The organism is Paracoccus sp. (in: a-proteobacteria) (genome assembly GCF_032007265.1).
Lineage (GTDB): Bacteria > Pseudomonadota > Alphaproteobacteria > Rhodobacterales > Rhodobacteraceae > Paracoccus.
In genome coordinates this window covers 26,909-38,123 of record NZ_DALZMB010000033.1, presented here as the reverse complement: position 1 = coordinate 38,123, position 11,215 = coordinate 26,909, and the positions used below count along the sequence as shown (strand labels likewise).

General features: G+C 59.7%; 10 protein-coding genes and 1 tRNA gene. 2 read left to right on the top strand and 9 right to left on the bottom strand.

Features of this window, described 5'->3' with window-relative positions; all coding sequences use genetic code 11:
- Positions 1-244: 244 nt before the first annotated feature.
- The 5 genes from RTS12_RS09245 to clpB all read right to left on the bottom strand — a co-directional run bounded on the left by RTS12_RS09245 (position 245) and on the right by clpB (position 7,451).
- The gene (locus RTS12_RS09245) at positions 245-1,237 is read right to left on the bottom strand and encodes a DUF4105 domain-containing protein (protein WP_312527744.1); all 993 of its coding nucleotides are present in this window, start codon (positions 1,235-1,237) and stop codon (positions 245-247) included.
- 15 nt (positions 1,238-1,252) lie between these two features.
- The gene (locus RTS12_RS09240; protein WP_312527742.1) at positions 1,253-1,840 is read right to left on the bottom strand and encodes a protein-methionine-sulfoxide reductase heme-binding subunit MsrQ; all 588 of its coding nucleotides are present in this window, start codon (positions 1,838-1,840) and stop codon (positions 1,253-1,255) included.
- Positions 1,840-2,739, bottom strand: a complete 900-nt coding sequence (msrP, locus tag RTS12_RS09235) for a protein-methionine-sulfoxide reductase catalytic subunit MsrP (protein WP_312527741.1) — start codon at positions 2,737-2,739, stop codon at positions 1,840-1,842. The genes RTS12_RS09240 and msrP overlap by 1 nt, the downstream gene beginning before the upstream one ends.
- 160 nt (positions 2,740-2,899) lie before the next feature.
- The gene (locus RTS12_RS09230; protein ID WP_312527739.1) at positions 2,900-4,534 is read right to left on the bottom strand and encodes an alpha-D-glucose phosphate-specific phosphoglucomutase; all 1,635 of its coding nucleotides are present in this window, start codon (positions 4,532-4,534) and stop codon (positions 2,900-2,902) included.
- A gap of 289 nt (positions 4,535-4,823) precedes the next feature.
- On the bottom strand, positions 4,824-7,451 hold the full coding sequence (gene clpB / locus RTS12_RS09225; RefSeq protein ID WP_312527737.1) for an ATP-dependent chaperone ClpB: 2,628 nt from the start codon (positions 7,449-7,451) through the stop codon (positions 4,824-4,826).
- Between the two features lie 158 nt (positions 7,452-7,609).
- Between clpB and pyrF the strand changes: the two genes are divergently transcribed.
- Positions 7,610-8,308, top strand: a complete 699-nt coding sequence (pyrF, locus tag RTS12_RS09220) for an orotidine-5'-phosphate decarboxylase (protein WP_312527735.1) — start codon at positions 7,610-7,612, stop codon at positions 8,306-8,308.
- Between the two features lie 73 nt (positions 8,309-8,381).
- On the opposite strand, the gene RTS12_RS09215 is transcribed toward pyrF, so the two are convergent.
- The 4 genes from RTS12_RS09215 to RTS12_RS09200 form a co-directional block, all read right to left on the bottom strand.
- Positions 8,382-8,837: an NUDIX hydrolase gene (locus RTS12_RS09215; RefSeq protein ID WP_312527733.1), complete on the bottom strand. Its 456-nt coding sequence runs from the start codon at positions 8,835-8,837 to the stop codon at positions 8,382-8,384.
- Between the two features lie 18 nt (positions 8,838-8,855).
- Positions 8,856-9,140, bottom strand: a complete 285-nt coding sequence (locus RTS12_RS09210) for a hypothetical protein (protein ID WP_312527731.1) — start codon at positions 9,138-9,140, stop codon at positions 8,856-8,858.
- On the bottom strand, positions 9,137-10,027 hold the full coding sequence (locus RTS12_RS09205) for an SPFH domain-containing protein (RefSeq protein ID WP_312527729.1): 891 nt from the start codon (positions 10,025-10,027) through the stop codon (positions 9,137-9,139). The genes RTS12_RS09210 and RTS12_RS09205 overlap by 4 nt, the downstream gene beginning before the upstream one ends.
- 72 nt (positions 10,028-10,099) lie before the next feature.
- On the bottom strand, positions 10,100-10,963 hold the full coding sequence (locus RTS12_RS09200) for an N-formylglutamate amidohydrolase (protein WP_312527727.1): 864 nt from the start codon (positions 10,961-10,963) through the stop codon (positions 10,100-10,102).
- A 147-nt stretch (positions 10,964-11,110) separates the two neighbouring features.
- Between RTS12_RS09200 and RTS12_RS09195 the strand changes: the two genes are divergently transcribed.
- Positions 11,111-11,185 (top strand) — tRNA-Val (locus RTS12_RS09195).
- Positions 11,186-11,215: the final 30 nt, after the last annotated feature.

Below are 11,215 nucleotides of genomic sequence, written 5' to 3'. Positions count from 1 at the left end.
CGTTCGGTAGAGCGGTGTTTAGGCCCAACAAAATAAACCCGCAAGATGAAAAAACGTAAAATCTTAATAAATAATGCAAGCATCTGTTTTATAAAGATTAATATCCCGTTCGTCGCGGATCGACCGGACAGTCAAGCGGTCTGCTGCGCGGCTTTGTCATGGCGACACAGAAAAACGCGGGTGAATCAGGCGTGATTTGATGGATTAGCCTCGATCCAAGGCCCCGATTGGGGGCCCCAATGCCCTATTGATCGGTTGGCATCAGCGACTGCACCGCGCCCGAGCGGATGATTTGGGAATATTGCGGCCCTTTGACGTCCTGCTGCAGCGCAAGGGGCGTGATGCGCGCATTCTGGCGGATCGTCGCAATCGGCGCTGTAGAATACAGCAGCCCGCGGTCCTTAAGATATTCTGGCAGCTTTCCCGACACCAGAATACGCCAGTCAAAGGGCAGACGGCGATCGACCATATGTGCCAGCTGCCAGATGATCGTCGTGCAGTTCGAGGTCAGCGTATTATAGAACTCGGGTGCGCTTTGCAGCACATCGGCGCGCTCGATATAGGTCAGAAACAGCTCGCGTGCCTGATCGGGGGTCACGCGCAGCGGAAACAAAGAGACATCCTCGCGCCGCAGATTGGTACGCAGGCGAATGATGTCCTCTTCTGTCGCAGCGATCATCACCAGCTCGAACTGCCGGAAAAAACCGCCATAGGTCGAAAAGACCTCGCCGTTCTCGCGGCGGATCTCGGCGGAAAAGACGATATGGCGGCCATCGGCAAAGCCAAAGCTGATCAGAGTATGTGCGATCAGCGGGCTGGCCCAGACCGAGTTGAACAGATCGACACTGCGCAGCTCGCGCAGATCCACCGTCATTTGGCGCCAATGGGGAATGGCCTTGTCGCGGGTCTGCCAATCGAAATCGCGAATATTGGTTAGCGTGACGATATCGCCCTGGCGCAGGGCGCTGACCCCATGGGCAACATCCTCGGCCCAGTTGCGGTCATTGCTGGGGCGGATGCTGCTATACCATCCCGCCACGGCCAGCACCGCCAAGCCAAGGACCAGCCAGCCGCGCCGCCGCCCCGCGGCGATCACCGCCACAATGGCCAGGGCCAGCGCGGCATATCCAAGCCAGCGCAGCGGCGGCGCCAGCTGAAAGGTGAGCGCGCCTAGCGTCAGGACAACGAAAACCGCCGTCAACAGCGTCAGGGCAATTCGGTTCAGGACTGTCAGCATACCGGTCTCGAAAGATCAAAGCAGGATCGGCCGGATGATCAGCAATCCCACGACAACTGCAAGCCAAAGAACAGGCGTCAGCGTCAGCACCTTGCCCACCCATATATAATGAAGGCAAGCCAGCGCCACCGCCGGATAGACCAGTCGGTGAATGCTGCGCCAGCGCATGGGGCCAAGCCGCCGGATCGACCAGCGGTTCGAGGTCAGTGCCAAAGGGACCAGCAGGCCAAAGGCCAGCATACCAAAGGTTAGGTAGGGTCGCTTGACGATGTCACCCAGCATTTGCCGCCAAAGCAGCCCCATATCCATGACCACCCAAGCCAACAGATGCAGCCCGGCATAGGTAAAGGCCAGCAACCCGATCGCCTGACGAAACCGGATCAGGTTCAGCCGCAGCAGCCGCAACAGCGGCGTCATCGCCAGACCGCCAATCAGGAAATATAGCGCCGTCAACCCAAGGCGATGCTCGATTTCGCGGATCGGCTCGACGCCAAGCTGCGCGCGAAACGTATCCAGCACCAAAAGCGCCAAAGGCAAAAGCCCAAGCAGCCAGACCAGCCAAACCGGCACGCGACGCAGCCAGATGTTAAGGCGCGCGATCATCAATAATTGGTCTTAAGATCCATGCCCGCATAAAGCTGGGCAACCTCATCGCCATAGCCGTTGAACATCAGCGTTTCCTTGCGGCCCGCAAACAGCCCGGCACCGATGCGCCGTTCGCTTGCCTGCGACCAGCGCGGATGGTCCACGGTCGGGTTCACATTGGCATAAAAACCATATTCGCGCGATTGCAGCAGGTTCCAGGTCGCGGGGGGCTGCTCGGCAACCAAAGTGATCTTGATGATCGACTTGATCGATTTGAACCCATATTTCCACGGAACCACCAATCGGATCGGCGCCCCATCTTGTTTGGGCATCGGCTGGTCATAAAGCCCCGTCGCCAAAAGTGTCAGCGGATGCATCGCCTCATCAAGCCGCAGGCCTTCGCGGTAGGGCCAATCCATGAAGGGCGAGGAGAGACCCGGCATTTCCTTGGGCCGCATCACGGTCTCGAAGGCGACAAACTTGGCGCCAGATTGCACGCCGACCTTATTGAGCAGGCTGGCAAGCGGAACACCCAGCCAAGGGATGACCATCGACCAGGCCTCGACGCAGCGCAGCCGATAGATCCGCTCCTCTAATGCGTTTTCGGGCGCAATATCATCGACGCTGTAATTGCCGGGCCTGTCGACAAGGCCGCCGATTTCCACGCTCCAGGGATCTGTCGTCAGCGCGCCGGCATAGGCAGCCGGATCGGTCTTCTCCATGCCGAATTCATAGAAATTATTGTAATTGGTAATTTCCTCGAACGTATTTGGCTTTTCATCCGTGGAATAGGGCGAGGTCTTGCCCGTCAGCGCAAACCCCGGCGAGGCCAAAGCCACAGCCCCCGCAGCCATGAAACTGCGACGGCTCAAATAATGCATCCTTGGGGTGACATCCGACCAGCGCAGTTTCATCAAAGCCTCCTGCAGGCAATTCTATCATGTTCAGGCCCCAATCAGGCGGGCCTTGCAACATCATAGCCCGCAGGGGCGATCATTTCACTGCACAGCGCAGTGATCGCCGCACAAACGGGGCACGCGCGCACCCGCGCCCCGTTTGGCCGTGTCTGGCCCGCGATCAGGTCGTTACGTCAGGACGCTCGCGGCCGGTGAATTCAGCAATATGTGCCAGCTCTTGCGCCGCAGCGATCACCGTAGCCAGCCCCTGTTCCGGGGCTGCGTTCAGCTTGGCGGGATCGCTTTCATAGCCCTCAAGGTAAACGCGCAACGTTGCACCTTCGGTGCCCGTCCCCGAAAGCCGCAAGACCACGCGCGAGCCATCGGTGAACAGCACGCGAATGCCCTGATGCGCCGAGCTGGAGCCATCCACCGGATCCAGATAGGCGAAATCATCTGCTGCCTCGACCGTAAGGCCGCAAAACTTTTGCCCCGGCAAAGCACCCAGCCTATCGCGCAGCCGGGTGATCAGCGCATTTGCAGCCTCGGCGGGCACGGCCTCGTAATCATGGCGTGAATAATAGGTGCGACCGTATTCAGCCCAATGCGCGCGCAACAGATCTGCCACGCTTTGGCGCTTATGGGCCAGAATGTTCAGCCACAGCAGAACCGCCCACAGGCCATCCTTTTCACGAACATGATCCGAGCCCGTGCCAAAGCTTTCCTCGCCGCATAAGGTCACGCGGCCCGCGTCCAAAAGATTGCCAAAGAATTTCCAGCCCGTCGGGGTCTCGTAACAGGCGATCCCCGCCTTTGCCGCGACCCGGTCCACTGCGCGGCTTGTCGGCATCGAGCGCGCGACCCCCACGATCCCTTCGGCATAGCCCGGTGCCAGATGGGCATTGGCCGCCAGAATCGCCAGACTGTCCGAGGGCGAGACATAGGCCCCCTTGCCCACGATCATATTGCGATCCCCATCCCCGTCCGAGGCGGCCCCGAAATCAGGCCCGTCTGCCAAGAACATCTCATCCATCAGATCTTTGGCCCAGACCGGGTTGGGATCAGGATGACCGCCGCCGAAATCCGGCAAGGGCTGACCGTTAATCACTGTTCCCGTAGGGGCGCCCAGACGATTTTCCAAAATCTCGCGGGCATAGGGCCCGGTGACAGCATGCATCGCGTCAAAGCGCAGGCGATATCCGCCCGCAATCAGGGCGCGGATCGCATCAAAGTCGAAAAGCTTTTCCATCAGGGTGGCATAGTCGGCAACGGGATCGACGACCTCGACCACCATATCCGCCAAAGACTGGCTACCCAAAAGCGCCAGATCGATGTCGGTGGCCTCGATGATGCGATATTCGCTGATCTCTCGCGTGCGGGCATACATCAGATCGGTCAGGCTTTCGGGGGCCGGTCCGCCATTCGCGGCATTGAACTTCATGCCGAAATCTTCGTCGGCCCCGCCGGGGTTGTGGCTGGCGGACAAGATAATGCCGCCATCGGCCTTGCGCTGGCGGATCAGGTTCGAGGCCGCGGGCGTCGACAAAATACCGCCCTGCCCCACGATGACGCGCGCCGCGCCATTCGCCGCAGCCATACGCAAGATCACCTGAACCGCGCGATCGTTGAAATAACGCCCGTCGCCGCCAAGCACCAAGACCTTGCCCACCACGCCGCCGATGGCATCAAAAATCGCTTGGGTAAAGTTTTCCAGATAATGGCGCCCCATGAAAACCTGGGTCTTTTTGCGCAAGCCGGATGTGCCGGGCTTCTGGCCTTCGATGGGCTGGGTTGAAACGATAAGCGTCTTGGTCATAGCGAGGCCGGGCCTTTCGAAAATCAGAAACCATTCAATGCACTGTCTGTGGCATGGTTCCACGTCGCACGCTATCGCGCTGCCAGATGATGGCGAAAATGCGCGCAAGATTTTTCGGGCTTTCCGCCTTTGTGCCACAGCCCAATGCCCATAGACCCCCGCGCCGATCACGCCAATCATGCAGGCCAGCTGTGGGCCAGATGCGGGCAGGCAGCTGCCCGCTTAGGACAAAGGCCATGAAAAAGCCCCCGGCCTTGCGACCGGGGGCTTGATCTGCGCTGCAGCGATCTTATTGCAAAGGCGCCCGAGGCGGCTTTTCACCCGCATCGCCCAGATGGCTAGTGGCCAGACGATTGCCAACCAACAGCCCGTCCGCCCCTGCCGTGACCTTGACGGTCTGACCATCAAGCAGCTCGCCCGACAGGATCATTTCCGCCAACGGGTTTTGCAGGCTGCGCTGGATCACACGCTTCAACGGCCTTGCACCAAAGACTGGATCATAGCCTTCATTTGCTAACCACTGACGCGCGGAATCATCCAGATCCAACGTGATCTTGCGGCTTTCAAGGCGCTGCTCCAGCAGCCACAGCTGGATGTTCACGATCCCATCCATATTGGCGCGCGTCAGCCGGTGGAAGATGATGATCTCGTCCAGACGGTTCAGGAATTCCGGCCGGAAATGGGCGCGTACGGCATCCATCACCTGACTGCGGGCATCCGAACTATCGGCACCTTCGGGCAGCGTCGACAAGGCCTGTGCCCCAAGGTTCGAGGTCAGGATGATCAACGTCTGCTTGAAGTCGACCGTCCGGCCTTGGCCATCGGTCAAAACCCCATCGTCCAGCACCTGCAACAGCACGTTAAAGACGTCAGGATGCGCCTTTTCGACTTCGTCGAACAGGATCACCTGATAGGGCCGACGGCGCACGGCCTCGGTCAGAACGCCGCCCTCATCATAGCCGACATAACCCGGAGGGGCACCGATCAAGCGCGAGACCGAGTGCTTCTCCATGAACTCGGACATGTCGATCCGCACCATCGCATTGTCATCGTCGAACATATATTCGGCAATGGCTTTGGTCAGCTCGGTCTTACCCACGCCGGTCGGGCCAAGGAACAGGAAGCTGCCAAGCGGGCGATTGGGGTCATTCAACCCGGCGCGCGCACGGCGAACCGCACTGGCCACCGCCGTCACGGCCTCGGATTGGCCGATCACGCGCTTGCCCAGAACCTCTTCCATCTTCAGCAGCTTGTCGCGCTCGCCTTCCAGCATTTTGCTAGTCGGGATCCCGGTCCAACGCTCGACCACCTCGGCAATCTGCTCGGGGCGCACAGCCTCGGCGACCATCGGGCCTTCGTCGTTGCCTTCAGCTTCGGCCAGCTTCTTTTCAAGACCCGGAATGATGCCGTAGGACAGCTCGCCCGCTTTGGCCAGATTGCCCTCGCGCTTGGCCTGATCCAGTTCAGCCCGTGCTTTGTCGAGCTGCTCTTTCAGGTTGCGAGAGCCCTCAAGCTTGTCGCGTTCGGCCTGCCATTTGGCCGTCATCGTCGCCGATTTCTCGCTAAGCTCCGACAATTGCTTTTCCAGCTTTTCCAAACGGTCCTGGCTGGCAGCGTCGTCTTCTTTTTTCAGCGCCTCGGCTTCGATCTGCATCTGCAGGATCTGACGATCCAACGCGTCCAGCTCTTCAGGCTTGGAATCAACCTCCATCCGCAAGCGGCTGGCGGCCTCATCCATCAAGTCGATGGCCTTATCGGGCAGAAACCGGTCGGTGATATAGCGGTGCGACAGCGTAGCCGCAGCCACCAGGGCCGCATCGCTGATACGCACCCCATGATGCAGCTCGTACTTTTCTTTGATGCCACGCAGGATCGAGATCGTGTCTGCGACCGTCGGCTCTTCGACCATCACAGGCTGGAAACGACGGGCAAGCGCCGCATCCTTTTCGATATATTTGCGATACTCATCCAAAGTGGTGGCGCCAACGCAATGCAGCTCACCCCGCGCAAGCGCAGGTTTGATCAGGTTGGCGGCATCCATTGCGCCATCGGTTTTGCCCGCACCGACCAGGGTGTGCAGCTCGTCGATGAACAAGATGATTTCGCCGGCAGCATTCTCGATTTCCTTGAGGATAGCTTTCAGACGCTCTTCGAACTCGCCGCGATATTTCGCACCGGCGATCAGCGCGCCCATATCCAGCGCCATCAGCTTTTTGTTGCGCAAAGATTCAGGCACATCGCCATCGACGATGCGCAGGGCCAGACCCTCGGCAATCGCGGTCTTACCGACACCCGGCTCGCCGATCAGAACGGGGTTGTTCTTGGTACGGCGCGACAAAACCTGCATCGCGCGACGAATTTCCTCGTCACGTCCGATGATCGGGTCGATCTTGCCCTCTTCGGCCGCAGCCGTCAGGTCGCGGGCGTATTTGGACAGAGCTTCGAAGCTATCCTCGGCGCTGGCGCTGTCGGCGGTGCGGCCTTTGCGGATGTCATTGATCGCGGCATTCAGGTTTTGCGCAGTGACATGGCCTGCGCTCAACGCATCGCGGGCATTGGTATTGGCCACGGTCAAAGCCGTCAGAATACGCTCGGCCGGAACAAAGCTGTCGCCAGCCTTTTTGGCCAGCTTTTCAGCCTCATCCAAGACGCGAACCATCGAGGGATCGACATAGACCTGACCGTCCCCGCCCGAAACCTTTGGCAGCTTGGCAACAGCCCCATCCACCGCCAGACGGACCGCTGCAGCGTCTCCGCCCGCGCGCGCGATCAGATTAGAGGCGAACCCCTGTTCATCATCCATCAGTGCTTTCAGAAGATGCTCGGGAACGACACGCTGGTTGCCTTCGCGGATGGCAATCGTTTGTGCAGCTTGTAGAAATCCCCGAGACCGCTCGGTGAACTTTTCCATATCCATGAAAATTTTCCTTTCTTAGCACCCGCTTGCGACCGCCCTGTCATAGGCACGGTCCCGGTCGGGCCTTGTGCTTGAGATGGGCAGAACAGAACGGCCTTTCAAGGACCAGGGTTCCCCATTATAAACGTGTCGTTTTCTAGATTTGCGGGGATTTCACGATGGACGATCGGCTGATCGTGGCACTGGACGTGCCAAATGCGCTTGCGGGGCTTGAGCTGGCAGAGAAGCTGGGCGACGCCGTCAGCTTCTACAAGATCGGGCTGGGAATGCTGACCGGCGGCGGCCTGGCTCTTGCCAATGAGCTGAAGCAAGAGCACGGCAAGCGCATCTTCCTTGATATGAAATTCTTCGACATCGGTGCCACGGTCGAATCCGCAGTGCGCGGCATTGCCCAATACGATCTGGATTTCCTGACCGTCCACGGCGACCCCCATGTCGTGCGCGCGGCCAAAGAGGGCACAAAGGGCAAGGATCTGAAGATCCTGGCCGTGACCATTCTGACCTCGCTAGACCGGGCTGATCTGGACGCCGGGCTGATCCAGCCGGGCGATCTGGCCGAGATCGTCACCACCCGCGCGGCCCGCGCCTTCGAGGCCGGCGCAGACGGCGTGATCGCCAGCCCGCGCGAAGCGCGCCTGATCCGCGCTCTGCCCCAGGCAGCCGGTCGGTTGATCGTCACACCGGGCGTGCGCCCTGCGGGCTCGGACGCCGGCGATCAAAAGCGCATCGAGACCCCCGCCTCGGCCATCGCCGCTGGTGCGGACCATCTGGTCGTCGGTCGCCCGATCTGGCAGGCCGAAGATCCGCGTGCCGCGGCCCAGGCAATCGTCGCGGAAATCAACGCCGCCCGCGCCTGACGCCACAAGCCTGACGCCACAAGACAGCGCATTGATCCGCAGCCTTGCATCAAGTGGCGCGAACAGAAACACCCTATGGGCCCGGTTGAAACTCGGGCCCATTTGCAAGGGCGTGACGGACCCATTCGCGAAAATGGGGCACGGCGCGCGGGTGGTTGATAAAGTCCGACAGCGGCATCATCCGCCACTCTTGCCCCTCATCGCCAAAACGGATCGCGGCGATTTCGGACAAGGTAAGCTGGCCACGAAAAAGCCATGACACAAATCCCGGCTGGTGATGCGAGGCGAACGGCTGTCCGCTAAGCCGCTTGGGATCAAGGATCAGGCCGAATTCCTCGAACAGCTCGCGCAAGGCGCAATCGATCGGTGCCTCTTCACCCTCGCGTCCGCCACCGGGCAAGTCCCAGAAGGCGGGAAAGGGGATATGGGCAAAATCGTCGCGCAGATAGGTCAACAGATCCTCACCGCAGGTCAAAAGCAGCTTTGCGCCGGAAAACGCCCCATCGGGACAAAGATCCGGCGCCCTCATCTGCTGAAGGACATCTGCTTAAGGACGCGGGGGATTGTCATTGATATCGTGATGCCAGCGTTTGACCTGACCATGCCGAACGCCCATGCTGCGACGCAGCACGACCCAGATCACGCCCGATAGCACAGCCGTCACCACCAAAGCCCCCGCGAAAGATCCGCCCCAAAGGCCGATCAAAAGCGCAAGCCCCATCAAAAGCGTGGCAATGGCGATGCCCAGAAAAATCCAGACGGGCAAAAGCACCTCGACCAGCGCCAAAAGCAGCGCCGCGATAATCCAAAGCCAGCCGTTCAGCGCACTCACTTGCCGGTACCCTTCAGCATGTTGAACGCATTGCCAAAGACCTCTAGCGCCGAGCTGGGCAGGATCACGGTTTGCTTGCCATTGCCCTTGCCGACCTCGGTCAGGGCCTCGACCTGTTTCATGGCAATCTGGAACTGCGCCGCCTCAAGCCCGCCCTCGCGGATTGCGGAGGCAAGGGTCGAGGTGGCAAAGGCCTCGGCCTCGGCGGAAATGCGGCGCGCCTTGGCCACTTGTTCGGCGGCATAAAGCTCGCCATCGGCCGCAAGTTCGGTCGCCCGACGCTTACCCTCGGCCTCGGTGACAAGGGCGCGGCGGGCGCGTTCGGCGTTCAGCTGCTGCAACATGGCCGCGCGGGTGGCTTGGTCCAGGTTGACGTCCAAGATCTCGGCCCGGGTGACTTCGATCCCCCAGTCATCGACCGTATTCGCCAGATTTTCACGGATACGCTCAATCAGCTGTGCGCGATTGGACTGAACCTGATCCAGCTCCATCGTGCCGATTTCCGAACGCACGATACCGGCCACGGTGGTTGAAATCGCGGCATCGATATCGCGGATGCGATAGACCGTCTTTTCGGGTTCGGTGATGCGGTAAAATACGCTGGTTTCGACCTGCAGCAGGACGTTGTCCTTGGTGATCGCGTCTTGGCTGGTCGAGGGCAGCTGGCGTTCGAGCACCGAGATCTTATGGGCGACACGGTCAAGGAAAGGAACGATGAAGTTGATCCCCGGCCCCAGAACCGCATGTAGCCGCCCGAAGCGCTCGATAACATATTTTTCCGATTGCGGAACAATTCGCACCGCCCGGCTGATGACGACGAAAACGACAATCGCCAGGATCAGAAGGGTGGCATTTCGGGTGATGAGGTCAACAATTTCGGGCGGCATGAACTGACTTTACTCGCGAATGGTTTAAGTTCTGGTTACACAGCAGCTGCAAGTTCACAGCATTTTACGCATTTATTCCGCCGCGACGGGCAGATCATCCTCAGTCGGCCTGATTGCAGACAAACGGGCTAGCAGGCGCGTAAACCTGCTGGCGAATTGATGATAATCGGCACGCGGCTCGATCAAACGTTCGTCCATATAAAGTGAGCGGTCAAGCTCAAGCTGGACAACATGGACATGACGCGTCGGGCGTCCATAGGCCGCGGCGATATAGGCTCCCGCAAAGGGCGAGTTGCGGCGCAGGCGGAACCCCTCGGCAAGAACGGCATCGGTGACGGCCCCTGTCACGCGCGCCGAAGCAGAGCCGCCGTTGCGATCACCCAAAACAATATCGGGCCTTGGCACTGGCAAATGGGCCAGCGCATCGCGCGGCATCGAATGGGTATCGATCAGCAGAGCGCCGCCAAAGGTTTGGCAGGCTTGCTCGATCAGCTCGGCCAAAGCGGCGTGATAGGGTTGCCAATAGCTGGCGATTCGCCTGTCGGCCTCGGCGCGGGGAATCGGGCGCCGATAAATTGCCCTGCCCTGCGATACGACGCGGGGAATCACCCCCAGCCCGGCCATGATTCGCGGATTCAGCCGTGTCGTTTTGGCGCCCTCGACGACCAAAGGGTCAATATCTTCGGCGCTGCGGTTCAAATCGATCAGGCTTCGCGGCATCCTTGCGGATAAAACAACGGCGCCAAATTCGACCGCAGGCGCGATCAATTGATCGACAAATGCATCCTCGGAAGAGCGTAAATTATGCGCAGAAAGCTGTGTTTCCGACTGAAACCATGCAGGATAGCTGCGTCCAGAGTGCGGCGAGGCAAAGATCACGCCATTTCGCCAATGTGCCGGGCGTGTCAGATCATAGACAGGTTCGTCGGATGTCATATTGGGTCCCGTGCATGGCCGGTTCGATTTTGTTATAAACTATTCGCTCATCGCTCGGATAGCTCTTGAACACCGCGAAAACTGCTTATATAGACCACCGCACCGATGAGGTTCAGCCACCGCAAGGACGGCAGGATCGCGAAGGTAGGGCGGTTAGCTCAGCGGTAGAGCACTACGTTGACATCGTAGTGGTCACTGGTTCGATCCCAGTACCGCCCACCATTTATTCGAGCCCCCGGGCATTGACCGGGG

Excerpts from the sequence above, each read along its gene's own strand:
- RTS12_RS09245 (WP_312527744.1), bottom strand. The coding sequence starts at position 1,237 with ATGCTGACAGTCCTGAACCGAATTGCCCTGACGCTGTTGACGGCGGTT.
- RTS12_RS09240 (WP_312527742.1), bottom strand. The coding sequence starts at position 1,840 with ATGATCGCGCGCCTTAACATCTGGCTGCGTCGCGTGCCGGTTTGGCTG.
- RTS12_RS09230 (WP_312527739.1), bottom strand. The coding sequence starts at position 4,534 with ATGACCAAGACGCTTATCGTTTCAACCCAGCCCATCGAAGGCCAGAAG.
- clpB (WP_312527737.1), bottom strand. The coding sequence starts at position 7,451 with ATGGATATGGAAAAGTTCACCGAGCGGTCTCGGGGATTTCTACAAGCT.
- pyrF (WP_312527735.1), top strand. The coding sequence starts at position 7,610 with ATGGACGATCGGCTGATCGTGGCACTGGACGTGCCAAATGCGCTTGCG.
- RTS12_RS09215 (WP_312527733.1), bottom strand. The coding sequence starts at position 8,837 with ATGAGGGCGCCGGATCTTTGTCCCGATGGGGCGTTTTCCGGCGCAAAG.
- RTS12_RS09205 (WP_312527729.1), bottom strand. The coding sequence starts at position 10,027 with ATGCCGCCCGAAATTGTTGACCTCATCACCCGAAATGCCACCCTTCTG.
- RTS12_RS09200 (WP_312527727.1), bottom strand. The coding sequence starts at position 10,963 with ATGACATCCGACGAACCTGTCTATGATCTGACACGCCCGGCACATTGG.